Annotated in this window: 18 protein-coding genes; 7 read left to right on the plus strand and 11 right to left on the minus strand. The window is 60.1% G+C overall.

Annotation, left to right across the window (positions count from 1 at the left end; translation table 11 throughout):
• The first annotated feature begins 4 nt into the window (after positions 1-4).
• The gene (locus tag RIB87_RS15365; protein ID WP_350148313.1) at positions 5-301 is read left to right on the plus strand and encodes a HigA family addiction module antitoxin; all 297 of its coding nucleotides are present in this window, start codon (positions 5-7) and stop codon (positions 299-301) included.
• Here the strand turns inward: RIB87_RS15365 and recQ are convergent.
• Entirely contained in the window at positions 298-2,163 is a 1,866-nt protein-coding gene (gene recQ / locus RIB87_RS15370; RefSeq protein ID WP_350148315.1) for a DNA helicase RecQ, read from the minus strand. The genes RIB87_RS15365 and recQ overlap by 4 nt on opposite strands.
• On the minus strand, positions 2,156-5,602 hold the full coding sequence (locus RIB87_RS15375; protein WP_350148317.1) for a pyruvate carboxylase: 3,447 nt from the start codon (positions 5,600-5,602) through the stop codon (positions 2,156-2,158). Before RIB87_RS15375 ends, recQ begins: the two co-directional genes overlap by 8 nt.
• 116 nt (positions 5,603-5,718) lie before the next feature.
• Between RIB87_RS15375 and RIB87_RS15380 the strand changes: the two genes are divergently transcribed.
• Complete coding sequence (locus RIB87_RS15380; RefSeq protein WP_350148319.1) at positions 5,719-5,868, plus strand: hypothetical protein; 150 nt, start codon at positions 5,719-5,721, stop codon at positions 5,866-5,868.
• Between the two features lie 77 nt (positions 5,869-5,945).
• Here RIB87_RS15380 and RIB87_RS15385 read toward each other — a convergent pair whose 3' ends face one another.
• The 8 genes from RIB87_RS15385 to RIB87_RS15420 form a co-directional block, all read right to left on the minus strand.
• Positions 5,946-6,305 carry a hypothetical protein gene (locus tag RIB87_RS15385; RefSeq protein ID WP_350148322.1) on the minus strand — a complete coding sequence of 120 codons (360 nt, stop codon included), beginning with the start codon at positions 6,303-6,305 and terminating at the stop codon, positions 5,946-5,948.
• Positions 6,306-6,405: 100 nt separating this feature from the next.
• Positions 6,406-6,651: a hypothetical protein gene (locus tag RIB87_RS15390; RefSeq protein ID WP_350148324.1), complete on the minus strand. Its 246-nt coding sequence runs from the start codon at positions 6,649-6,651 to the stop codon at positions 6,406-6,408.
• A 150-nt stretch (positions 6,652-6,801) separates the two neighbouring features.
• Positions 6,802-7,647 carry an ABC transporter permease gene (locus RIB87_RS15395; protein ID WP_350148326.1) on the minus strand — a complete coding sequence of 282 codons (846 nt, stop codon included), beginning with the start codon at positions 7,645-7,647 and terminating at the stop codon, positions 6,802-6,804.
• On the minus strand, positions 7,647-8,897 hold the full coding sequence (locus RIB87_RS15400) for an ABC transporter permease (protein WP_350148328.1): 1,251 nt from the start codon (positions 8,895-8,897) through the stop codon (positions 7,647-7,649). Before RIB87_RS15400 ends, RIB87_RS15395 begins: the two co-directional genes overlap by 1 nt.
• 107 nt (positions 8,898-9,004) lie before the next feature.
• Positions 9,005-9,628: a class I SAM-dependent methyltransferase gene (locus tag RIB87_RS15405; protein WP_350148330.1), complete on the minus strand. Its 624-nt coding sequence runs from the start codon at positions 9,626-9,628 to the stop codon at positions 9,005-9,007.
• A gap of 116 nt (positions 9,629-9,744) precedes the next feature.
• The gene (locus RIB87_RS15410) at positions 9,745-10,959 is read right to left on the minus strand and encodes an ABC transporter substrate-binding protein (protein WP_350148332.1); all 1,215 of its coding nucleotides are present in this window, start codon (positions 10,957-10,959) and stop codon (positions 9,745-9,747) included.
• A gap of 38 nt (positions 10,960-10,997) precedes the next feature.
• Positions 10,998-12,134: an ABC transporter ATP-binding protein gene (locus RIB87_RS15415; protein WP_350148363.1), complete on the minus strand. Its 1,137-nt coding sequence runs from the start codon at positions 12,132-12,134 to the stop codon at positions 10,998-11,000.
• A gap of 160 nt (positions 12,135-12,294) precedes the next feature.
• The gene (locus RIB87_RS15420) at positions 12,295-14,319 is read right to left on the minus strand and encodes an AsmA family protein (protein WP_350148334.1); all 2,025 of its coding nucleotides are present in this window, start codon (positions 14,317-14,319) and stop codon (positions 12,295-12,297) included.
• A 467-nt stretch (positions 14,320-14,786) separates the two neighbouring features.
• Here RIB87_RS15420 and RIB87_RS15425 point away from each other — a divergent pair, with 467 nt between their 5' ends.
• The 5 genes from RIB87_RS15425 to RIB87_RS15445 all read left to right on the plus strand — a co-directional run bounded on the left by RIB87_RS15425 (position 14,787) and on the right by RIB87_RS15445 (position 22,222).
• Positions 14,787-16,544: an ABC transporter ATP-binding protein gene (locus RIB87_RS15425; RefSeq protein WP_350148336.1), complete on the plus strand. Its 1,758-nt coding sequence runs from the start codon at positions 14,787-14,789 to the stop codon at positions 16,542-16,544.
• A 130-nt stretch (positions 16,545-16,674) separates the two neighbouring features.
• Complete coding sequence (locus RIB87_RS15430) at positions 16,675-18,129, plus strand: high affinity choline transporter 1 (protein WP_350148338.1); 1,455 nt, start codon at positions 16,675-16,677, stop codon at positions 18,127-18,129.
• 46 nt (positions 18,130-18,175) lie between these two features.
• Entirely contained in the window at positions 18,176-19,045 is an 870-nt protein-coding gene (locus RIB87_RS15435) for a formate/nitrite transporter family protein (protein WP_350148340.1), read from the plus strand.
• Positions 19,046-19,110: 65 nt separating this feature from the next.
• On the plus strand, positions 19,111-21,066 hold the full coding sequence (locus RIB87_RS15440) for an acetoacetate--CoA ligase (RefSeq protein ID WP_350148342.1): 1,956 nt from the start codon (positions 19,111-19,113) through the stop codon (positions 21,064-21,066).
• Positions 21,067-21,202: 136 nt separating this feature from the next.
• On the plus strand, positions 21,203-22,222 hold the full coding sequence (locus RIB87_RS15445; RefSeq protein ID WP_350148344.1) for a Fe(3+) ABC transporter substrate-binding protein: 1,020 nt from the start codon (positions 21,203-21,205) through the stop codon (positions 22,220-22,222).
• A gap of 22 nt (positions 22,223-22,244) precedes the next feature.
• Here RIB87_RS15445 and RIB87_RS15450 read toward each other — a convergent pair whose 3' ends face one another.
• Positions 22,245-24,008, minus strand: a complete 1,764-nt coding sequence (locus tag RIB87_RS15450) for an ABC transporter permease (protein WP_350148346.1) — start codon at positions 24,006-24,008, stop codon at positions 22,245-22,247.
• Between the last annotated feature and the right edge of the window lie 95 nt (positions 24,009-24,103).

A 24,103-nucleotide genomic window follows, 5' to 3' on the forward strand; every position in this document is an offset into this window, starting at 1 on the left:
TCTGATGGCCCGCCAACCGCTGCACCCCGGCGAGATGCTTAAAGAAGGTTTTTTGCAGGAACTTGGCCTGTCTGCCAGCGCACTCGCCCGCCATATTGGTGTGCCGTCCAACCGGCTCACCTCAATCATTGCAGGCAAGCGGGCCATTACCGGCGAGACGGCGATTTTGCTGGGCAAGGCGCTTGGCACCACGCCGGAGTTCTGGCTCAATCTGCAAAAAACCTATGAGCTGGATGTGGCGGCTGCCAGCACGACCGCGAAGCGTGCGAGAAGTATAAGGCAGGTTACGCAGGTTGCTTAAGCACTCTGCACAACCTCCAAAAACACCGCCCCATACTTTTCCAGTTTCCGCGCGCCGACGCCGCCAATCTCGGCCATTTCGTCCAGCGAGCTTGGGCGGGCCATGGCCATTTCCACCAGCGTTTTGTCGGGGAAAATAACATACGCTGGCACGTTCTGCGCCTTGGCGAGGTGCGTGCGTTTGGCTTTGAGGGCCAGCAGCAGTTCGCCGTCGCGTTCTGACAGGTCAACGGGCATGGCGGGTTTGCGGCCGGTCTTGCTGGCCTTGCTTGTTGCGCGCCGCCGCTCCGGTTTGGCGGGCGGCTGGCGCAGCTCAACAGTGTCGTTGTCCTTGAGAACGGCCCAGCCTGCCTGCGTCACCTGCCATGACCCATATTGCGGGTCCACGCTGGTGAGGCCCAGCGCAAACAGCTGGCGATACAGATCGCGCCACTGGTGTTTGTCGTAGTCAGCGCCCACCCCATAGGTTGGCAGTTGCGTGTGGCGCAGGGCGCGCACGCGGTCGGTGTCTTCACCGCGCAGCACGGCGATAAGATGTTCAAGGCCAAACCGCTCGCCGGTGCGCACCATCGCGGACAACGCCTTTTGTGCGTCCTGCGTCCCGTCATAGGTTTTGGGCGGCGTCTTGCACTGGTCGCAGTTACCGCAGGGGGGATGATCCATCTCGCCAAAAAACTGCAACAACACCCGACGGCGGCAGGCGGGTGCTTCCGCCAGGGCCAGCAGTGCATTCAGCCGCTGGTGGTCGGCGCGTCGGCGGTCTTCGGGCGCGTCACTGTCATCAATCTGCAGGCGCCGCAGCTTGATGTCGTCCACGCCAAACAGCGTCAGCGTATCGGCGGGCAACCCGTCGCGGCCCGCGCGCCCCACCTCCTGATAATAGCTTTCCATGCTCTTGGGCAGGTCGGCATGCACCACAAAGCGCACGTCGGGCTTGTCGATGCCCATGCCGAACGCAACCGTCGCCACCATCACAATGCCGTCCTCACGGGTGAACCGGTCCTGCCTGATCTGCCGTGTTTCGGCGTCCAGCCCCGCATGATAAGCCAGCGCCTCAACACCCTTGCTTTGCAGATCATCTGCCAGCTTTTCAGTGCGCGCGCGCGACGAGCAATAGATGATGCCCGCCTGGCCTTCGTGCTGCGCCACAAAATCTGCCACCTGACGGCGCGGCTGGTCCTTGGGTTCAAACGCCAGATACAGATTTGGCCGGTCAAAGCCGCCCAGAAATACACGCGGCGTTTGTGCAAAAAGCTTGGAGGCAATCTCGCTGCGGGTTTCTTCGTCCGCAGTCGCCGTAAACGCTGTGATCTGTATATGCCCAAGCTGCGCGCTTAACTGGTCACGCAGCACGCCGATTTTGAGATAGTCAGGCCGGAAGTCATGCCCCCACTGGCTGACGCAGTGCGCCTCGTCAATCGCCAGCATCGACACACCCGCACGCTGCAACAGCCCGCCGGCAATCGACAGTCGTTCGGGTGCCATGAACAGCAGTTTGAGCACGCCGTCATCAATGGCCTGATGAATGCGCTCGGCCTCGTAGGGGTCCGTGTTGGAGGTCAGCGCGCCTGCTTCCACGCCGTTGGCCTGCAGCGCAGCAACCTGGTCGCGCATCAGCGCAATCAGTGGCGAGACAACCACCGTCAGCCCGTCGCGCATCAGTGCGGGAAGCTGATAGCACAGCGATTTGCCAGCTCCCGTCGGCATGATCGCCAGCACGTCCTTGCCCTCAAGAATGGAGGAGACTATTTCTTCCTGACCCGGACGAAATGCATCAAAGCCGAATACGGTCTTGAGCAGCGCCCTTGACTGGTCAAGCTGAGTGTCAACAGGTGGTGGGACGACGTGGGCGGGTTCAGACATCCTTGAACGTCATAATCAGGTCTTTCGCGTCAATGGTGATGCCCGGCTCAACCATGAGGTCTGCAATCACCCCGTCGCGCTCTGCGGTGACGGTGGTTTGCATCTTCATGGCTTCAAGCGCGACGAGCGTGTCCCCGGTTTTAACTGAGTCGCCCGGTTTGACCGAAATCTGAACCACCAGCCCCGGCATGGGTGCGCCCACATGGTTGGGGTTGGCCGCATCCGCCTTGGGCCGTTCGGCGGCAGGCGCTGCCAGATGCGTATCCAGCACTTTTTCCTGACGCGGCTGACCGTTCAGCTCAAAGAATACCCGCCGGTAGCCTTCCTGGTCGGCTTCCGACACACCCAGACAGCGGATTACCAGCGTCTTGCCCTTGTCGATGTGGACGGAAATCTCCTCACCCACTTCCATGCCGGTGAAAAATACCGGGCTGGGCAGCACCTCCACGTCGCCATGGTCTGTGTGATGTTTGGCAAAGTCCGTGAAGACCTTGGGATACATCAGATATGACGCCAGATCCTCGTCATTGATCTCGCGTCCTGCGGTTTCCGCCGCTGTTGCGCGCTCGGCTTCAAGGTCAGCGGCGGGCAGATGCGCACCGGGGCGACCGGTCAGCGGCTTCTTGCCTTTAAGCACGCGCGCCGTGATGTCGTCGGGGAAGCCACCAGGCGGCGTGCCCAGTTCGCCGTTGAGAAGCTGAATGACGCTTTCAGGAAACGCAATGTCCTTGTCGGGGTCCAGCACGTCCTCAACGGTGAGGCCCGACGACATCATATAGAGCGCCAGATCACCCACCACCTTGGAGGAGGGCGTGACCTTCACGATGTTGCCCAGCAGCTTGTTGACGGCGGCATAAGCGCCCGCCACTTCCGGCCAGCGATGGTCCAGCCCCATAGCCTTGGCCTGCTGGCGAAGGTTCGTGTACTGACCACCGGGGATTTCATGACGATACACGTCGGACGTGCCGGCACGGATATCGCTCTCATAGGGCCGGTAATATTTGCGGACCTGCTCCCAATAGGTGGTAACGGCAATCAGTGCGTCCGGATCAAGGCCGGTGTCGCGCTCGCCGTGACGAAGGGCTGCAGCAATGGAGCCAAGATTGGGCTGCGAGGTCACACCCGACATGGAGTCGATGGCAGCATCCACGGCGTCAACGCCTGCTTCGGACGCGGCCAGCACACTGGCGGCGGCAGCGCCTGATGTGTCGTGGGTGTGGAAATGGATCGGCAGGTCGGTTTCCTGGCGCAGTGCTGTCACGAGCTGGCGCACGGCGTCGGGCTTGCACAGCCCGGCCATATCCTTGATGCCGATCACGTGCGCGCCGGCAGCCTCAAACTGTTTTGCGAGATCAAGATAGTACGGCAGCGTGAACTTGGTTTCGTTCGGGTTGGTCAAGTCGCCCGAATAGCAGATGGCGGCTTCACACAGCTTGCCCGTGCGCGCCACTTCCTCAATTGCAGGCACCATGTTTTCTGCCACGTTGAGGCAGTCAAACACCCGGAACAGATCAATGCCCGCATCCGCCGCGCGATCAATGAAGTAACGCACTACATTGTCGGGATAGTTGGTGTAGCCCACCGCATTGGCAGAGCGCAGCAGCATTTGTGTGAGGACGTTGGGCATGGCCTCGCGCAACTGGTGCAGCCGCGACCACGGGTCTTCGTGCAAAAAGCGCATGGCTACGTCAAACGTGGCGCCGCCCCAGCACTCAACAGACAAAAGTTCCGGCAGGGCACGCGACATATAGGGCGCAATCGCCACAATGTCCTTGGTCCGCATTCGGGTGGCGAGCAACGACTGGTGCGCGTCCCGCATGGTGGTGTCGGTAATCAGCAGGCGCTTCTGGTCGCGCATCCACCGGCCGAACTTTTCGGGCCCCAGCGTGTCCAGCAGTTGTCTGGTGCCGTCCGGTGCTGCTGGCACGGCGGCGCGGGGCGGATGCACAGTGGCGCGCGACACGGTGTGCGCGGCCTCTTTCACTTCGGCGTTGCCATTGACGGTGACTTCGCTGATGAAGCGCAGCAGCCGGGTGGCCCTGTCGCGGCGGGGCGTGAACTCAAACAGCTCCGGTGTTTCATCAATGAAGCGGGTTGAATAGTTGAGCGCCAGAAACTCCGGGTGGTCGATCAGGTTTTCCAGAAAGATGATATTGGTCTGTACGCCGCGAATACGAAACTCGCCCAGCGCGCGGCGCATCCGCTTGATGCACTCATCCTGCGTTGGTGCCCACGCCGTCACTTTCTCCAGCAGGCTGTCGTAGTAGCGCGTGATAAGCGCGCCTGAATAGGCCGTGCCGCCGTCCAGCCTAATGCCAAAGCCGTTGGCCCCACGATAAATCTGAATGCGGCCGTGGTCGGGAATGAAGTTTTGTTCCGGGTCTTCGGTGGTGATGCGGCACTGCATGGCGTGGCCGTTAAGGTGGACGTCCGCCTGCACGGGAATGCGCCCATCGCCAATCCTGGCGCCTTCGGCAACGGCAAGCTGCGCTTTCACAACGTCAACGCCGGTCACTTCCTCGGTAACGGTGTGCTCCACCTGAATGCGCGGGTTTACCTCGATGAAATAAAACGCGCCGGTGGCCATATCCATCAGGAACTCAGCCGTGCCCGCACTTTGGTAATTGGCGGCGCGCGCCAGCTTGAGGGCTGCCTCACATACCTCATGGCGCTGTGCCTCATTGAGATAGGGGGCGGGCGCGCGCTCTACCACTTTCTGGTTGCGCCGCTGCACCGAGCAGTCGCGTTCAAACAGGTGAATGACGTTGCCGTGGGCGTCGCCCAGCAACTGCACTTCCACGTGGCGGGCGCGTTCCACCAGTTTTTCCAGATATACTTCGTCATTGCCAAACGCCGCCTTGGCTTCGCTGCGCCCGGCCTGCACCTGTGATTTTAACTCCTTTGCGGAGTATATCCGTCGCATACCGCGGCCACCGCCGCCCCAGCTTGCCTTGAGCATCAGCGGATAGCCAACTTGTTCGGCGATGACCGCCACTTCATCAAGATCTTCAGGCAATGCATCAGAGGCAGGCACCACCGGCACACCGGCTTCAATGGCGAGGTTGCGGGCTGAAACCTTGTTGCCAAGACGCTTCATTACCTCAGCCGGTGGACCCACAAAGATGATGCCTGCGTCAGCGCAGGCTTCAACAAAGTCAGGCCGCTCTGACAGGAAACCGTAGCCGGGGTGGATGGCATCGGCGCCTGCGTCCTTTGCAACGCGGATCATTTCGTCAATCGACAGATAGGCCTCAACCGGCCCGCGGCCTTCGCCGATCAGATAGCTTTCGTCTGCCTTGAACCGGTGCAGCGCCAGCCTGTCCTGCTCGGAATAAACGGCGACCGTCTTAATGTCGCGTTCGGCGGCGGCGCGCATCACGCGGATGGCGATTTCACTCCGGTTGGCAACAAGCAGCTTTCTGATTTTTGGGGCTGACATCGGGGGGTCCTGTTCGGCATCCTGAGTACTGTGATAGGTGGTAGGGTGCCGTGCGGGCCGGGTCGGGGCAAGAGGCCATGCCGTGGTTGCCGCAATGACGCAGGAAAGGAACTCAAATGGGCGCGATCATTATCAATGTTGTCCTGTTGATTGGCGCTGCGGTTCTTTATGCAATCGGCGAAACCTGGGTGCCGCTCATTGTGGGGGCTGTTGCAGGCACCATGCTGGGCATGGAGCTGACCAAACGGTTTGGCCCTAAAGACTGATATTTTCTTTTGCGCACAAAAACGGCGGCACCCTGCAACAGGGAACCGCCGTTTGATATCAAATCCGGGTGCAGATTCTAGAAAGCTTTGCCTTCGGTCACAGCCCATGTGCTGACGCCCGCTTCGCCGGGAATCTCGCCGGATGCACCAACAGCAGGTGCTTCTTCCGTCACCGTCACGCAGGCTTCCGGCTCACCTTCGAAGGTTGTGCAGATGTCCTGCCCGTTGACCGTCCATGTGCCGCTGGAGGTGGTGCCGTCGGGAAGCTGACGCTCAACCGATGAGGCATCGGGATAGTGCAGCATGACAACAGCGCCGTCGGGGCCGGTGAGTGTCACCGAGTTGCCAACAAGGCCCGCGCCAACGTTTGCGAAAGCAGCAACAGCGCCCGCGCCGGTCAACAATGCGGCAAGCGCCGCGCTCTTAAGAAGTCGCATAGAAAATCTCCCTGGATTTCTGTGGATTAGGTATCCCACGCGGCGCAAACGTTAACCACGAATGCGCGTATATGCCAGAGGTTTTAGGGAGATATTCAGCCTAGTTGCGTGGCGGGCGCATCATGAAAACGATCAGCCACAGGGGAATGATCACCACAATGCCCAGCATCAGGTTGGGCAGGGCCAGGTTCCAGCCGCGCGCAATGAGGTTGCCGATGTCGGCGGGTGTCGCGCCGATTTGTGCCAGCACGGAGGTTGCATCCGTTCCCAGCAGGTGAAGCACGACCGCAATTGCCGCAGAAACCGCAGCAAGCCGCCAAAGAACAGACACCAGATCAAACAGCATTGCCGGCTTCCCCAAGCCTGATTGAGCGCCCGCCTCCGTGTGGTGTGAGCGCTGCACACCGTCTGTTTAACTTATAACCGTTTAAGCGGGGTTGACGAAATAGGGGGGGCGGGCACGCGCCGGGCGCGCTCAGCGCCTGTTACTGGACCGTCAGCTAATGCCGCGCATCCGTTCCGAGCGCCGCCGCAGCAGTTCAACGGCCGTAAGCAGCGCGATCGAGACGATCACCAAAGATGTGGCGACTGCCAGAATGGTGGGTGAAATCTGCTCGCGGATGCCCGCCCACATCTGCCGCGGGATTGTCCGCTCTTCAAATCCCGCCATGAACAGCACCACCACCACTTCGTCAAACGAGGTGACAAACGCAAACAACCCGCCGGACACAACGCCGGGCAGGATGATCGGCATTGTCACCTTGAAAAAGGCTGTGTGCGGCGGGGCGCCAAGCGACTGTGCGGCGCGCGTGAGGTTATGGTCATAGCCCGCAAGCGTTGCGGTGACGGTAATGATGACAAACGGAATGCCCAGTGCCGTATGCGCCAGAATGATGCCCAGATGAGTTTGGGCCAGCCCGACGGCTGAATAGAAAAAATACATGCCGGTGGCGGTAATAATGATCGGCACGATCATCGGCGAAATCAGCACTGCCATGATGGTGCGTCGATAGGGCATGGCGGGGCTTGCAAGTCCAAGCGCTGCGAGTGTGCCGAGGCCCGTTGCCATCAGCGTGGCGGCAATACCGATAACAAAACTGTTGCGGATTGAATGCAGCCACTGGTCGTTTTCAAAAATGTCGCGGTACCAGCGCATGGAAAATGCGTCGGGTTCCAGCGCCAGCATTTGCGGCGTGAAGGTAAAGTAGGGCTGGGCGTTGAACGACAGCGGCACGATGATGAGCAGCGGCGCGATCAAAAAAACAAAAATCGCCGCGCACATAACGCGAAAGCCATAATACCAGGCGCGCTCACCAGTGCTTGCATAAATGGGTGGCGGCATCAGCCAAGCCTCATCTTGTCAACGCCCACCAGTCGGTCATACAGCCAGTAAAGTGCCAGTACGCCCGCCAGCAATATGGCACCCAGCGCCGCGGCCAGCCCCCAGTTGAGGCTTTCCTGCATGTGAAACGCGATGAGATTTGAAATCAGTTGCCCGGTGCGCCCGCCCACGAGCGCCGGCGTGATGTAGTACCCCACTGCCAGAATGAAAACGAGCACGGCACCTGCCCCGATGCCCGGCGCTGTCAGTGGCAGATAGACTTTGAAAAACGCCGTTGATGCGCTTGCCCCAAGCGACTGTGCCGCACGGGTGAGCGACGGCGGAATGCCACGCATCACCGCATATAGCGGCAGCACCGTAAACGGCAGCAGAATATGCGTCATCGCCACCAGTGTGCCGATCTGGTTGTAGATAAGCTGCACACGCCCGCCGTCGGAAATAATGCCGGACCACACCATAAGGTCATTGAGTACGCCTTGGGTTTGCAGCATGGCTATCCATGCGGTTGTCCGTACAAGGAGCGATGTCCAGAACGGCAGCAGCACCAGTATCATCAGCAGGTTGGCGCGGGCGGGTGGCATATGCGCCATCAGGTAGGCAATGGGAAACCCCAGCACCAGGCACAGTACCATCACCAGGGCCGACACCCACAAGGTGCGCCAGAACAACTGTACATACAGCCGCTGCTCTTCCGCGTTGAGCACGATGTTTCCGTCCGCATCCAGCGTGCGGTCAATCGCGGACAGATAAAATATCGGCGTTACGGGCTTCGATACGCGCGAGATTGCTGCCCACAGGTCACGCTGAGCCCAGCGGTCATCAAGGGCTGGCAGTGTCTGGGTATAGGGTGCTTCAAGGTCAGCCGCGCGGCGGGCGGTTTGCATGAACAGCGAGCGCGTGCCGGGCATTTCGTAGTTGAGGCGCGTTGCCGCCTGACCAATGGTGCGGTTGGCGCGGGCAACGCGCATGTCGTCCACGAGGGCTGCATACACAGCCTCGTCCGGCACGCCGTCGCCGCTCCACTGCTCAATAACCTGACTTACCTGCGGCATCACCTGCGAAAATACCGGCGCATACGCGCTGCGGGTGAGCATGGAAAAAATAGGTACAATGAAGGTAATCAGCAGGAAAATGAGCAGCGGCGCAACGAGCCCCAGCGCCTTCCAGCGCGCGTGCCGGTTTGCCCGTTGAAGCTGCCGCTTCAGTTCGGGGTCGGGTGCAGAAACGGCGGCTGCATCGGCAGCGGTCATGCGATTGATCCGGAAACAAACGAAACGCGAGGCGGTGCTGACCGAAAATCACTGGCAGATCACCAGATCATTCTCTTAGCAGGTTGGCGGCAATATCGGAACGTGGGCTATTTTTTCCGCGCGACGACGTACCAGCTTCTCTTTGCACCTGCAAAATACCGCGCGTCGATGATCTCGAAACCCTGTGATGAAATCATGTCCTCCAGTTCCTTCTTGCTGAAGAAGGCGACATAGGGGGCCTTGCGAAACAGTTGTGCAGCGGCGATCAAAATCCGAAAGAACACGTTGTAGCGCCCAAGGCAGGCGGATTTCGAAATGAAGAGGCCGCCGGGTTTCAGGAGCGTGTGGATCGATTTTGCAGCGCCGGGAACATCGTCCAGCAAATGCAGGAAGTTGAACGCCAGCACGACGTCATAGGGACCAGGCGGAATGCGCTCATCGGTCAAGGTGGCGGGTAAGAAAGTAATATTGGCCACGCCAAGTCTTTCAGCCTTTTCCTGACCGATTGCAATCATGCTACCCGAGATGTCCGTCGCTGTGATGTGGCCTGCGCTGCCAGCAAGCTGAAGCGCAGTTGATCCGGTGCCGCATCCGACCTCAAGAACCGCATCGTTCAATGTCAGATGTCTGCGTGTTTCTTCCAACGTCTCCTGATAGGCGCGCTCATTTTGTATTGGCTGCAATGCGTATTTTGGTGCGGCCTTATCCCAGAAATCTTCTGCCTTGATCATGTTCGTTCCATGCGGTTTTTGGTCAAAAACGAGAAGGCCGGAGCAGTGCGCCGCTCCGGCCTTTCAATAGTCAGTACACAGTATTTTTGAAGAAAATGAAATGCCGGGCAGGAATGCTATTGAGCAAGCCAGGCATTGAAACGCTGCTCGAGTTCGTCATTGAAATCCGCCCAGAACTCATAATCGTTTTGAAGCGCATTGGCGAAACGTTCCGGCGTGGTCGGCATATGGGAAGCCATGTCCACGTCGGGATATTCCGCATGTGCGCCGAGCAATGGCAGCGACGAGGCGCGGGCAGGGCCATAGGCAATCCAGCTTGCCTGACCCACCAGACCTTCCGTCGAGGTGGCGTAGGACACAAAGTCCATGGCCAGATCGGTGTTCTTGCCGCCCTTGGGCATCACCCACAGGTCCAGATCCCAAATCTGCCGGTCCCAGATGATTTCAAACGGCTGACCTTCCGTGATCTGGGCATTGAAGATGCGGCCATTGAAGGCGTTGGTCATCACGACTTCGCCGTCCGCCAGAAGCTGTGGCGGCTGCGCACCTGCTTCCCACCAGATGACGTCACCCTTGATGGTGTCGAGTTTTGCAAACGCCCGATCAAGCCCTTCAGGTGTCCGCAGTGTCTGATATACATCTTCGGCGGCGACACCGTCAGCCATCAGCGCCAGTTCAAGATTGATCTTCGGGATTTTGCGCAGGCCCCGCTTGCCCGGATAGGCCTCAAGGTCGAAAAAGTCCTCAAGGGTTGAAGGCGGGTTTTCCGGATAGTTCGACGCGTCATAGGCAATGATGCTGGACCACACTGAAATAGGCACAGCGCATTCGAATAACGTACCGGGCAAAAAGTCCTTGAGCGCGGGCGTGCCGTCGGGTGCGGGCGGCAGGGCGCTGTGATCGACTGGCTCGGTCAGCCCCTCGTCACACAAACGCACCGCTTCGGCGGTTTCCACATCCACCGCGTCCCACACCACATTGCCGCTTTCCACCTGCGCCTTGATAGGCGCGATGTTGCCGTCATAGTCCTCGGACTGAATGGTGACGCCGGTCTTTTCCATAAATGACTTGTGATAGCCCTCCACCTGCGCCTTTGTGTATGCGCCGCCCCATGAGACCACGGTTAAAACCTGGTCGCCTGCGGAGGCTTGGGTTGCAGGGGCGTCGGGCGCAGATGCGTCTTCTACGGTCGCGGTGTCAGTGTCAGCGGGGCGTTCAGCCGCATCGTCAGTGCTGGTATCGCCGCACGCCGCAAGGCCAAGGGCAAGGGCGGCCGTCATCCCCAAAAAACGCACTTTGAAAGGCGGTTGCGGCAAAAGAAAAAGCGTCATGGTGGTCATCTCCCCAAAAAACGAAACCGCGAGGTGCGCTAAGCAGCGGCCCGCGACCCATCACTTTCAAACTCAACAAAATCCAGCGCGTGGCTGTCGCGCGCGGCCCAGCCAACCCGCACGGTGTCGCCGCGCGAAAGCTGGGTGGTGCCGGCCATGTTCGGCACCTTGACGATGAAGTCAGTGTTACCGGCCACATGCAGGCGCGCCCGCACATGATCGCCAAAATAAATCAGTTCACGGACGGTACCCTCAAACACATTATCAAAGGGTGCGGTGTCATCCGCACGCAGAATATGGACCCGCTCCGGGCGCACCGAGAGCAACACCCGGTCACCCGGGGCCGACACGGCAACCGCCGTTGCAGCAATCTCGCCCGCGCCGCCGTCCAGTGTGACTGTCGCGGCCGGGCCATTGATATGGCTTACAGTTCCCGCCAGCCGGTTGCTCTCGCCAATGAACGACGCCACAAAACTGTTCTGCGGGTTTTCGTAAAGGCGGGCAGGCGGGTCCACCTGCTGAATGATGCCGTCATTGAACACCGCGATGCGGTCCGACATGGTCAGCGCCTCACCCTGATCGTGGGTGACATACACAACCGTAATGCCCAGCCGCTCGTGCAGGCGTTTGATTTCAATCTGCATCTGTTCGCGCAGCATCCGGTCAAGCGCGCCCAGCGGTTCGTCCATCAACACCAGCTTTGGTTCAAACACCAGCGCGCGGGCCACGGCCACGCGCTGTTGCTGGCCGCCTGAAAGCTGGCCCGGCATCCGGGTGCCGAAGTCTTCAAGTTCCACCATGTCCAGCGCGTCCGTCACCCGCGCAGCAATTTCGGCCGCGGGTCTGTTGCGGACCCTGAGCGGGAAGGCGAGGTTTTCAGCCACCGACATATGGGGAAACAGCGCGTAGTTCTGAAACACCATGCCGATGTCGCGCTTGTGCGGCGGCACCCGCGTAATCGGCTCGCCGTCCAGCAGAATGTCGCCGCCGGTTGGCGTTTCAAAACCCGCGAGCATCATCAAACAGGTGGTTTTGCCTGAACCCGACGGGCCGAGCAGCGTCAGAAACTCGCCGCGCGCAATATCGAGGTCCAGACCTTTTACCACCAGTGTTTCGCCGTCATAGGTTTTTTGCACACCGCGAAACTGCACCAGTGGCGCATCAGCCTGCGGCATGGTGAGCTGCGGCATGGCGGGCTGCGGCGTGGTGTTCAGCGTATCCGGCGCGGCGGTATCAGCGGTCATGTGGCTCCTGCCCGGCAAATAAATCAGCCGGTTTGGCAAAGCCTAGACGAAGTGCCGCCGCGTGCAAACTGCCTGTGGAATAACGGGTTGGTTAACGGCCAAACAGCCCGCGCAGAAGCTCTTCGGGGTTGGGCTGCTTTTGCTCCGGGGCGGCCTCCTGCGCCGCTTCATCTGCGGGTGCTGCATTATCGTTTGCAGGCTCCTGCTGCCCCAACAGCCCGCGGATAATGTCCTTGGGCTGCAGCTTCTCAAGGCTTTCAACGCCTTTCAGCACCTCGGTGGGGTTGGAAATCACCGCCGCCAGATCGGGCGCAAACTTGGGGTTCGACCATGTGCCGGTCACAAGCACCGGAATGTTGAGCCCGCTCTTGTCGGCCTCGCCGCCCTGACCTTCAAGGGAGGCCACCAGCTTGGGCGACAGCCGATAGTTGATGGTCTGTGCCGCAATGTTGGTGCTGCCGGTGCCAGTCAGCCGCAGCAGCGGCCCCAGCATCTTGAGATCGTTGTTCGCCAGCACGCCATTGGTGATGATGAATGAGCCGTTGAGCTCGCTGAAATCAGTATCGGCAGATGATGCGTTGCTCCATCCCGAAATCGGGTTGGTCAGTGCCGTGCGAATGATCTGCGCCAGGTTGATGCCCTTGATGGCGCCGTTACGAAAATCAATGTTGCCGGTGCCGTTGAGCGCGTTCACCATCTGGGCCTGCGAGGTGCCCTGCGTTGTTACGGCAATGTTGAAAAGCCCTGTACCCGCCAGCCGCTCAAAGCCTGCTGCCGCCTGCAGGAACGGCTGCACGGCAAGGCCGGACAGGTTGAAATTAGCCGCCAGCGAGGGTGTGGCCTGGCGACCGTTCAGGGTCAGCTTGCCGCTGCCGCTGCCCCCATACAGCGACATCCTGCCAAGCGCTGCTTCAAGCCGGCCGTTGGTCAGTTCCAGATCAAGCGCACTGGCGCCAATGACGATATTGCCGAAAATGATTTCGTCCGCAGACAGATCAAGATTGGCATCCACGGCCTTGAGGCCGGTAAAATCAATCTGTTCCGTGCTCCAGCCGGCGTCACCTTCGCCGCTATAGACATTGGTATCAATCTGATCGACCGCCAGCGTGCCGGAAAGTTTGGGCCGGGCACCTGATGTTTCCACCACCAGGTTGCCGTTGGCGTTCATGCCATCAAGCGCCATGGTGGCATTGGAGAAAGTGTAGCGGCTGCCGGCGCTGGCAAGCTGCCCGGTGAGTGACAGCGGCCCAAAACCGCCCCCTTCTGCCATCGGGCTGCCGGTCCAGGCGGCAAGTTGGCGCACAGACGGCACTTCCAGGTCCACGGTGCCCGTTGTGGCGAGGGCCGAGCCAAATGTCACGTCGCCCGAATAATCAAGTGTCAGCGGATTTGAAGAGACCGCAATCGTGGCTGATGTCGTGCCCGCGTCCAGCACCGCGCGTGGCCGCTCAACCGCAGCGTCCACATTCACCCGCTCACCGTTCCATGTCAGCACGCCATCCACGGTCATCTGTTGGTCGAGGCTGGGCAATGCCAGGGTCACGTCCACATCGCTGAACGTATAGGCCGCGCCGGATTGCGTATCGCGATAGCTGATCTGGCCGTTTTCAATAGTCATGGCGGCCAGCGACACTTCGGTGGGGGTGATGCCCTGACCTGCGGCCTCGCCGGTGTCGCTGGGCCCGCCGGTATCCTGGGGGGCTGGTGTCTCACCTGCGGGAGACGCCGCAGGCTCAAACTGCCAGTTGGGTTTGCCGTTGCGGGCGACTTCCAGATTGATGACCGGCTCGCTCAGCACAAACTCATCCACCTGCACGGTCCCGGAAAACAGCGGCATAATCGCGAGTTTTGCCCGCAGTTGCTTCATGGTGGCCATATTCGGCTCGGCAGCGCCCGGCGCATTGGCAAAGGTCACGTCGCCAATATTGGCTGCAAGCGCGGGCCACGCGCTGATCGAGACATCCCCGGCGATCGTGAGTTTACGCCCGGTCGCGTTTTCCACCGCCGCCTCAACCTCGCGCTTCACAAGGTCGGCGGAAATGAACATAGGCGCCAGAAAAACAGCACCCCCTGCAAGGATCACGATGATGATGATGAAGGTCAGGAGGGTGCGCATTGTCGGCTCCGGGGGCTGGCAGCGGGGGCTGTCGGTGAGGGTATGCCAAGTGTTGCAAGCATACCGCGCTTTGAGCAGTCCTGCCATGCATCACAACTTCATGGCTTCCACCATCGCGCGATGGTGTGGCATTGTCATGACCGGATTGCCCGTTGGGGTGATTCACTTTTGCGATTTACGCAGCCCGCATCGCCAGTTTTGGGCGGTCCCGGCTTTCCAGGATGAGGTGCTCGATGACTATCGAAACTTCTCGCGTGATCGCGTTTTCTAAACCTCGTGCACACAAATCTTGTGCACCTGGGCATCGCGCCTAGACACGAGGCTTAGGCAAACGCGGCTGGGCCCGGTCACGCGGCCCACCAAAAATGCCCCAATGAACCTGGGGCGTTCTTTCCTGCGTTTGCTCATTTCTGAAAACTGATTTCTTCCTGGGACGGCACGCCGCATTGAGGCTTGCCGCGCATAACATGACCAATCTATCGACCTTCGACACCGCGCGCTTCGTGTGGGATTACTGGATGCGCTATCCGCGTCTGTTTGCCGTCTGCGTGCTGCTGGTGGTTGGCATGGCGGCAATGGACACATTGCTGCCGGTGGTGGCCGGGCGCTTCATTGACATTATTTCCGGCGATAATTCCAACAGCAATGTCTGGCAGATGCTCGCCATCGTCATTGGTGTTTCGGTGCTCTACTTCACCCTGCGTTACATCATGTATCGCGTGTGGATCGTGTTCGCGGCCAATGTCATGCGCCATCTTGTGGCGGATGCATTTGAGCGGGTGCAGCGGTTTTCCTCGGAGTGGCACGCCAACGCGTTTGCCGGTGCCACCGTGCGCAAGATCAGCCGCGGGTTGTGGGCCTATGACACCTATTCCGACACGATCATTCATGCGTTGCTGACGGCCGTGCTGACGCTGATCGGGCTGACCGTCATGCTGTCCGTGCAGTGGCCGGTGATGGGGGCAACGGTAGGCGGGTTGATCGTGGTGCATCTGGGTGTCGGCTACTGGCTGGCGGCCAACTTTGTGGCACCCGCCAACAAGGTGCACATGGCTGCCGACAGCCGGATCAGCGCCACCATGTCGGACGCCATCACCTGCAATGCCGTGGTCAAGAGCTTTGGCGCGGAAGCCCGCGAGGACGCGACATTCAGGGCGGTGGTGCGCGACTGGGCCGGAAAGGCGCAGTTTGCCTGGATACGAAATGAAAACGCAGCGATGTTTCAGGTCGCCATGCAGGTTTTGATGATGGCGGCTTTGCTGGGCTTTTCCACCTATTACTGGACCCAGGGCACAGCCTCGCCGGGTGACGTGGTGCTGGCGCTCACAACCTTTTTCGTGATCGACAGCAATTTGCGCCACGCATCCTTTCACATCCGCAACGCACAGCAGGCCATCAACGAGCTTGATGATCTGGTGTTGTTTGCCCGTCAGCCCATGGGCGTGGCCGACACACCCGGCGCGCCGGACTTTGTGCCTGGCACCGGCCGCGTTGAGTTTGAGCGCGTGCGCTTTGCGTATGCCAACCAGCCGGACCCGATCTATGACGATTTCTCGCTGACGTTGCAGCCCGGTGAGCGGGTGGGCCTTGTAGGCCGGTCGGGCGCGGGCAAGAGCACGTTCGTCAAGCTGCTGCAACGCCTGCATGATGTGGATGGCGGGCGCATCATCATTGATGGGCAGGATGTGGCGCGGGTGGGCCAGGCGTCTTTGCGGCAGGCCATTGCGCTGGTGCCGCAGGACCCGGTGCTGTTTCACCGCTCCCTGGCAGACAACATCGCCTATGCGCGGCCCGATGCCACCCGTGAGCAAATCATGGAGGCGGCAAGACGGGCGCACGCGGATGAGTTCATTCAGGCGCTTCCGCTGGGCTATGACACGGAAGTGGGCGAGCGCGGCGTCAAGCTGTCCGGCGGGGAGCGCCAGCGCATTGCGATCGCCCGCGCGTTTTTGGCTGATGCACCCCTGCTGGTGCTTGATGAAGCAACCTCCAGTCTTGACTCGCAAACCGAATGCATCATCCAGGACGCCATCGAGGAGCTCATGTGTGGCCGCACCACCATCCTGATCGCTCACCGCCTGTCCACCCTGCGTGATGTGGACCGGATACTGGTGTTCAGGGACGGACGCATTGTCGAGCAGGGCACTCACGCACAACTGCTTGAAAGGCCCGATGGCGATTTCAGGCAGTTGCTGGAAACGCAGGCGGCGGGGCTGGTCTTCTAGCCCTGCCGCGTGCCACGGCGCGGCGCGGAAAAAAACCGGGACACCAAAAATCCTGCTTTCGCGTTGGCAAAACCCTCGTCATACTCGCCCGCGTAAATCCGCTTGAGGGGAGCTTCATATTTTGGCGGTCATGGCGTTTTTTGTGGGGCTCTATCTGGTCCTTTCCATCGGCATCGGCATATATGCAGCGCGCCGTGTTCACACATCCACCGACTTCATCCTCGCGGGCCGTTCGCTGCCGCTCTACATCGTGATCGCCACCGTTTTTGTGACCTTCTTTGGCTCCGAAGCGGTGCTTGGTATTCCGGCAACCTTCATGGAAGAAGGTATGCACGGCATCGTCGCGGACCCGTATGGCGCGGGGCTTTGCCTCATTTTTGTGGGCCTGTTTTTCGCCGCCCGCATTTACCGCATGAAGCTCAATACCATCGGTGATTTCTTCCGCATACGGTATAGCCCGTCTGTGGAGCTGATGGTCTCAATCGCGATCTGTATCAGCTATCTGGGCTGGATTGCCGCCCAGATTGTGGCGCTGGGGATCGTGCTCAACATCGTGAGCGCCGGTCTCATCAGCTTTGAGATGGGTATGGTGCTGGGGCTGGTCAGCGTTATGGCCTACACGGTTTTTGGCGGCATGATGTCTGTGGCCATTGTGTCGTTCATTCAGATGATCGCCATCATTATCGGCCTTATCGCCATTGCCTGGTTCGTCGCAGGAAATGTCGAGGGGGGCTCGGCGGCCATCGTCAGCCACGCCGCGCAGAACGGGAAGTTCGAGTTCTGGCCTGCGCTCGACCTTGCTGCCATCCTCGCCTTCTTTGGCGCCTTCATCACGCTGGCGCTGGGGTCAATTCCGCAGCAGGACGTGTTCCAGCGGGTCATGTCCGCGAAGAACGAAAACGTCGCGGCGCATGGGTCCGTCTATGGTGGCATTTTGTACATCGCGTTCTGCCTGATACCGATCTTCATCGTTTATGGCGCGTTGCTGATCGACCCGGACCTGGTGGCACTGCATAGCGCTGAGGGCGGCGATACGCAGCGCATCCTGCCCGAGTTCATCCTCGCGCATACGCATGTTGCGCTGCAGGTTCTGTTTTTTGGTGCGCTGCTGTCCGCCATCATGTCCACGGCGGCGGGTACGCTGCTGGCACCATCCGCCATCATGGCGGAAAACATCCTGCGTCCGCACTTCAACCTCAGCGATACGCAGTTCTTGCTGTTGCTGCGTCTGTGCGTCGTGGGGTTCGGGCTGGTTGTACTGGGCTACGCCTATCTCAGTGCCGCCGCGGGCCTGTCGATTTTTGAAATGGTCGAGAATGCCTATCTGATAACGCTGTGTGGTGCGTTCACGCCGCTTGCGTTCGGAGTGTATTGGAAGCGCGCCACCAATGCCGGTGCGCTCGCGTCCATTATCTGCGGTGTCGGCACCTGGGTGGTTCTTGAAATCGTGAGCTGGCAGGTGGTGGCAGCAGGCGGGGACGCGTTGCTTGTGCCGCCGCAGGTGGCGGGCCTGGCAGCAGCGATCGCGGGCATGATCATCGGTTCTTTGTATTTCAAATCCGGACGGGCGATGCAGACCGCCTGAGCTCCAAGGTTGCCACATATCCCAGCGGTGCTAGGTTGACCGTCAGATGAGTGACAAGCCAGACCCTGAAGGCCGTGGAGAAACTGACGACAGTGTGAAGCTGTCGGACAAGGAGCGCGTGCAGGCGCGCAAGAACCTGCGTTCCACCTCGCCAGTCATTTTCGAGACCATCCGGCAGGAAGGCATCGAGGAGCTTGAGCGCCCGCTGCTTTCGCTGTGGTGGTCGGGCGTGGCGGCCGGCCTTGTGATGTCGCTGTCACTGTTTTCCAAAGGCTATCTGCATCACCATCTGCCGGACGAGGCATGGCGGCCGCTGGTCAGCAATTTTGGCTACACCGTCGGCTTTTTGCTGGTCATTCTGGGGCGGCTGCAACTGTTCACCGAAAACACCATCAAGCCTGTGTTGCCCCTGTTCATAACACCTACCATGTGGCGGTTGCGCACCATGGTGCAGTTATGGGTGGTTGTGCTGGTCGCCAATCTCGTCGGCATTTTTGCGTCGGTCGCATTGGCCGACAATGCAGGCATCGCCATGCCGCACCAGATTGCAGCTTTTCTGGAAGTCTCCCATCACCTTGCCGATCGTTCCGCGCTGGAAAACATTGCGCTGGGTGTGCCTGCCGGGTTTTTGCTTGCCACACTGGTGTGGGGTCTGGCCGACATGAAGTCGGGTCGCGTGTGGCTGATCATCATCGTCACCTACGTCATTGCTGTTGGCGAGTTCAGCCATGTGGTGGCGGGGTCCGCGGAGGTGTTTTTGCTGGCACTCCATGACAAAATGAGCTTCAGCGCGGCATTCGGGCAGTTTGTGTTTCCCACTTTGCTGGGCAATGTGCTGGGCGGCACCGGCCTTTTTGCCCTCATTGCCTATGGTCAGGTGCGCCACGAAATCACCGAACCGGATGACGGGAGGTAGGGCTTCCCGGGCCGGGCTGCGGAAATATTTTTGATTTCAGGCGGGCAGGGGGCTATCGCATAGGTATGTCTCATCCTGATCGCATTTTGTGGCAGCCGAACACAGCGAACCCAAGCCCCATGCTGCGCTTTGCAGCGGCAGCATCCGTGCGCTGGTCGCGCGACCTTGGCGCATGGCCGGATCTGCACGCATGGTCGATCACCCACCGCGACGAGTTTTGGCGCACCGTGTGGGACGAGTGCGGTATTGTTGGCGAGCCAGGTGATGTGGTTTTGCAAAACGCGGACGCCATGCCCGGCGCGCGGTTTTTTCCCGACGCCAAACTGAACTTCGCTGAAAACCTGCTTGCTCATGCGCGTGGCGACGATGATGTGGCGCTCGTGTTCCGCTCAGAAACCGGCGACGCGTGGCGCGTCACCTGGGGCCAGCTTCTGCATGATGTGGCCCGCGCGCAGCAGGTGTTCGCGCGTATGGGGCTTGGCCCCGGCGACCGGGTGGCGGCCATGCTGCCCAATAGGCCGGAGGCCATTGTGGCCATGCTGGCGGCGGCAGGCATGGGGGCTGTTTTCTCATCATGCTCGCCTGACTTTGGCGTCAAGGGCGTGCTCGACAGGTTCGGCCAGATCGAACCCAAGGTTCTGATCGGCTGCGCAGCCTATGCCTATGGCGGCAAAGTGCATGACACGTGCGCAAAGCTCGCCCGGGTTGCTGCCGGGTTGCCTAACCTCAATGGCGTGCTGGTGGTGCCCTATTTAGGGGACGAGGACGTGTCCGCCATTGACGGTGCGGAATTGTGGGCCGACGCGCTGGAAACCGAAGACGCTGACACACCTATCTTCCTGCCTTTGCCGTTCAATCATCCGCTGTATGTGTTGTTCTCATCCGGTACCACGGGCGCACCCAAATGCATTGTGCATTCGGCGGGCGGCACCGTGTTGCAGCACGCCAAGGAACACCGGCTGCATTGTGGCCTCACGAGCGACGATACGCTGTTCTATTTCACAACCTGTGGCTGGATGATGTGGAACTGGATGGTATCTGGCCTGCAGGCGGGCGCAACGCTGGTGCTGTATGACGGGTCGCCGTTCCACCCCGGAGCCGACACACTGTTTGACGTGGTGCAGCGCCAGCGCGTCACCCATTTTGGCACCTCGGCAAAGTTCATCGATGCCCTGCGCAACGAAAGCCGGCGCCCGCGTGACACCCATGACCTGACCGCCATGCGTATGCTGCTGTCCACCGGCTCACCGCTGGTGCCGGAAGGCTTTGACTATGTGATGGATGCCATCAAGCCGGATGTGCATCTGGCGTCGATTGCCGGGGGCACCGACATTGTGTCGTGTTTTGTGCTTGGCAACCCGATGCAGCCCGTGAGGCGCGGCGAAATACAGGGGCCGGGCCTTGGCATGGCGGTGGAAGTATGGAGCGACGACGGCGCACCGTTGGTGGCTGAAAAAGGCGAACTCGTCTGTACACGGCCTTTTGCGTCCATGCCCCTAGGTTTTTGGAATGATGACGATGGTGCGCGGTATGCTGCTGCGTATTTCGAGCGTTTCCCCAATGTCTGGCATCACGGTGACTTTGCCGAGCAAACAATCCATGGCGGTTTCATTATTCATGGCCGGTCCGATGCAACGCTCAACCCCGGCGGCATCCGCATCGGCACGGCGGAGATCTATCGGCAGGTCGAACAGTTGCCGGAGGTGGCCGAGGCGTTGGTGATTGGCCAGGAGTGGCGCGGCGATACCCGCGTCGTGTTGTTTGTTGTGCTGGCGCCGGATGTTGCCCTTGATGCTGACCTTGAAGCCCGCATCAAGAAACAGATCAGGGAAGGTGCAAGCCCCCGCCACGTGCCTGCCCGTGTTGTACAGGTGGCCGACATCCCGCGCACCAAATCGGGCAAAATCACCGAGCTTGCCGTTCGCGATGTGGTGCATGGCCGCGAGATCAAGAACGCGGAAGCGTTGGCAAACCCTGAGGCTCTGTCGCTTTTCCGTAATCTGGATGCCCTGAAAACCTGAACCCCGCGACGCCACTTTGACGCACCAGCGGGTCTGGATTCATCTTGACTTGCGAATAGTTCTCATATTCAGTCGCATTATATTGTGCGATTCATTCGCAAGTTTGGAAAAACTCTCTATCAGGAGCCAAAACCCTATGAGATTTCTTGTTGCCCTATCTGCGGCGCTGATCGCCTTTCCTGCACTGGCGCAGGCAGCAGGCGAAGTGAACATCTATTCGTCGCGCCATTACGACACTGACGAGCGGCTGTATTCGGACTTTGAAGAGGCCACCGGCATTACCGTCAACCGTATTGAGGACGAGGCGAATGTGCTGATCGAGCGCATCAAGGCAGAAGGCGCGAATTCGCCCGCAGATATTCTGCTGACTGTGGACGCGGGCCGTCTTTATCAGGCCGATCAGGCGGGCCTGTTCCAGCCGGTTGAGTCAGAGGTTCTTGAAGACCGCATTCCTGCAAACCTGCGCCACCCCGATGGTCACTGGTTTGGCTTTTCAACCCGCGCCCGCGTCATTTTTTATGACAAGGCCAGGGTCGATCCCGCTGACATTCAAACCTATGCAAGCCTCGCCGACCCCAAACTCAAGGGGCTGGTCTGCACCCGGTCTTCGTCCAACATCTACATGCTGTCGCTGATGGCGGCTATCATTGAGCATGTCGGAGAAGAACAGGCCAAAGCATGGGCTGAGGGCGTGTGGGCCAACCGCGCGCGCGACCCCGAAGGCGGCGACACCGACCAGTTGCGCGCCATCGCGTCGGGTCAGTGCGCGATTGCAATATCCAATACCTATTATTTTGCCCGCGCGCTGTCGTCCGACGTGCGTGACCTTGCCAACCCCGACGATACGGACCGGATCGGCATTGTTTTCCCGGATCAGGATGGCGAGGGCACCCATGTCAACGTGTCTGCCGGTGGCGTGGTGGCCAACGCCCCCAACCGGGACAACGCAGTTGCGTTTCTTGAGTACCTGTCAAGCGATGCCGCTCAGAAATATTTTGCGGACGGCAACAACGAATACCCGGTCGTAGAGGGTGTTGAAGCATCGTCGGCGGTTGAGTCACTGGGTGCGTTTGAGGCGGATGATCTGCCGCTCATCGCGCTGGGTGAAAACCAGGCCAGGGCGCAGGCCATCTATAACGAAGTCGGCTATCAGTAAGATCCTCCCTGAGCGCCGACACTCAAGGCCCGGTTGCCCCTGCGGTAGCCGGGCCTTTTTTGTGGGCCTGGCTCTTCTTGCCGGGAGAGCCGGGGCGCGAAGCCATGATGGTGCGTGACAGCACGATCACCGGCAGCAGTCCGGTCGCCACAATCATAAGGCTTGCGGTCGAGGCTTCGGCCAGCCGCTCGTCGCTTGCCAGCCTGTAGGCCTGTATGGCCAGCGTATCAAAATTGAACGGCCGCATGATGAGCGTCGCCGGCAGTTCCTTCACCACATCCACAAACACAATCAGCCCTGCGGTCAACAGACTGCCGCGCATCAGCGGTGTATGAACTTCTGCCAGCGTTGCGAACTTTGAGCGCCCCAGCGAGCGCGCGGCGGCATCCATGTTGGGTGTCACTTTGGCAAGGCTCGCTTCCACCGTGTTGATGGACACCGCCATGAACCGTACCAGATACGCAAACACGAGGCCCGCTATTGAGCCGGTAAGAATAAGCCCGGTCGAAACACCGAATGTTGTGCGCATCCATGCATCCAGCGTGTTGTCGATGGTGGCGAGCGGAATGAGTACGCCCACCGCAATCACCGAGCCGGGCACGGCATATCCAAGCCCCGTCAGCCTGTTGGCCAGCCGCGCCAGCGGGCTGCGTGACAGGCGCACGGCATAGGCCATCAACACGGCCAGTGCGACGGCCAGCACGGCGGCAATGCCTGCCAGGGTGAATGTGTTGAGCGTCAGCGTGATGTAGCGGCTGCCAAAAAGACTGTGCCCGCCAACAAAATTAAGATGCACAAGAATGCCAAGCGGCAACAAGAAGCCAAGCGTCACCGGCAATGCGCAGACGGCAAAAGCGACTACTGCGCGCGGGCCTGTCAGAGGATAATCCGGCAACCGTTGAAACTGCGTGCGCGACTGGGCATAGCCGGCCCCGGCGCGGCTCACCCGCTCGGCCAGAATGAGCAGCGTCACCAGCCCCAGTAGCGCGGCGGACAACTGCCCCGCCAGCACCCGGTCGCCCAGCGCAAACCATGACTGATAAATGGCCGTGGTGAAGGTGCGCACGCCAAAATGCGACACGGTGCCGAAGTCCGCCAGCGTTTCCATCAGTGCCAGAGCGGCACCCGCGGCAATGGCCGGGCGGGCGAGGGGAAGTGCTGTCGTCCAGAATGCGCCCCACGCCGATTGCCCCAGCGTGCGGCTGGCCTCAAGCGCGCTGACCGATTGTTCCAGAAAAGACGCGCGCGCCAGCAGATACACATACGGGTACAGCACAAACGAAAACACAAACACCGCCCCGCCCTGCGAGCGGATGTTGGGAAACCAGTAGTCATTGGCCCCCCACCCGGTCAGGTCACGCAGCAGCGTCTGCACGGGGCCTGGATGATGCAGAAAGTCCGTGTAGGCATAAGCCACCACATAGGCGGGCACGGCGAGCGGCAGGATAAGCGCCCAATGAAACATGTCGCGGCCGGGAAACCGGCACATGGTCACAAGCCATGCGGTTGATACCCCCAGTACCAGAACGCCCGCCAGCGTGCCGCCTGCCAGCAGCGCCGAGTTGGTGAGCAACTGTGCCATCATTGATTGGCCAAGGTCAGCGACACTCGCTGTCGTCGGCTGAAACAGCGTCGCCACCACGGCAAGCGCAGGCAGCGAAATCACCAGCGCCACAATCAGCGCGCCAAAAGTGAGCGGCCGCCCGGCCGTGCCTGTTGAAAACAGACGTCTGGTCCGGCGCAGCCCTTCACGGACAGACGGCAGGGATGGGGCGGTGTCAGTCATGGCTGTGAAACGCGCGCGGCTCCGCTGGTCGCAAAAAGGCAAACTCTTCCCCCGCGATCTAGGCTTGTTGCGAATGAGTGTCAATAAATGGGTTC

This window comes from Pyruvatibacter sp. (assembly GCF_040219635.1).
In the GTDB taxonomy this organism is placed as follows: Bacteria; Pseudomonadota; Alphaproteobacteria; order CGMCC-115125; family CGMCC-115125; genus Pyruvatibacter.

What these genes read in the sequence shown, in the direction of transcription:
- RIB87_RS15365 (WP_350148313.1), top strand. Translation starts at nt 5, where the DNA reads ATGGCCCGCCAACCGCTGCACCCCGGCGAGATGCTTAAAGAAGGTTTT.
- recQ (WP_350148315.1), bottom strand. Translation starts at nt 2,163, where the DNA reads ATGTCTGAACCCGCCCACGTCGTCCCACCACCTGTTGACACTCAGCTT.
- RIB87_RS15375 (WP_350148317.1), bottom strand. Translation starts at nt 5,602, where the DNA reads ATGTCAGCCCCAAAAATCAGAAAGCTGCTTGTTGCCAACCGGAGTGAA.
- RIB87_RS15380 (WP_350148319.1), top strand. Translation starts at nt 5,719, where the DNA reads ATGGGCGCGATCATTATCAATGTTGTCCTGTTGATTGGCGCTGCGGTT.
- RIB87_RS15385 (WP_350148322.1), bottom strand. Translation starts at nt 6,305, where the DNA reads ATGCGACTTCTTAAGAGCGCGGCGCTTGCCGCATTGTTGACCGGCGCG.
- RIB87_RS15390 (WP_350148324.1), bottom strand. Translation starts at nt 6,651, where the DNA reads ATGCTGTTTGATCTGGTGTCTGTTCTTTGGCGGCTTGCTGCGGTTTCT.
- RIB87_RS15395 (WP_350148326.1), bottom strand. Translation starts at nt 7,647, where the DNA reads ATGCCGCCACCCATTTATGCAAGCACTGGTGAGCGCGCCTGGTATTAT.
- RIB87_RS15400 (WP_350148328.1), bottom strand. Translation starts at nt 8,897, where the DNA reads ATGACCGCTGCCGATGCAGCCGCCGTTTCTGCACCCGACCCCGAACTG.
- RIB87_RS15405 (WP_350148330.1), bottom strand. Translation starts at nt 9,628, where the DNA reads ATGATCAAGGCAGAAGATTTCTGGGATAAGGCCGCACCAAAATACGCA.
- RIB87_RS15410 (WP_350148332.1), bottom strand. Translation starts at nt 10,959, where the DNA reads ATGACGCTTTTTCTTTTGCCGCAACCGCCTTTCAAAGTGCGTTTTTTG.
- RIB87_RS15415 (WP_350148363.1), bottom strand. Translation starts at nt 12,134, where the DNA reads ATGCCGCAGGCTGATGCGCCACTGGTGCAGTTTCGCGGTGTGCAAAAA.
- RIB87_RS15420 (WP_350148334.1), bottom strand. Translation starts at nt 14,319, where the DNA reads ATGCGCACCCTCCTGACCTTCATCATCATCATCGTGATCCTTGCAGGG.
- RIB87_RS15425 (WP_350148336.1), top strand. Translation starts at nt 14,787, where the DNA reads ATGACCAATCTATCGACCTTCGACACCGCGCGCTTCGTGTGGGATTAC.
- RIB87_RS15430 (WP_350148338.1), top strand. Translation starts at nt 16,675, where the DNA reads ATGGCGTTTTTTGTGGGGCTCTATCTGGTCCTTTCCATCGGCATCGGC.
- RIB87_RS15435 (WP_350148340.1), top strand. Translation starts at nt 18,176, where the DNA reads ATGAGTGACAAGCCAGACCCTGAAGGCCGTGGAGAAACTGACGACAGT.
- RIB87_RS15440 (WP_350148342.1), top strand. Translation starts at nt 19,111, where the DNA reads ATGTCTCATCCTGATCGCATTTTGTGGCAGCCGAACACAGCGAACCCA.
- RIB87_RS15445 (WP_350148344.1), top strand. Translation starts at nt 21,203, where the DNA reads ATGAGATTTCTTGTTGCCCTATCTGCGGCGCTGATCGCCTTTCCTGCA.
- RIB87_RS15450 (WP_350148346.1), bottom strand. Translation starts at nt 24,008, where the DNA reads ATGACTGACACCGCCCCATCCCTGCCGTCTGTCCGTGAAGGGCTGCGC.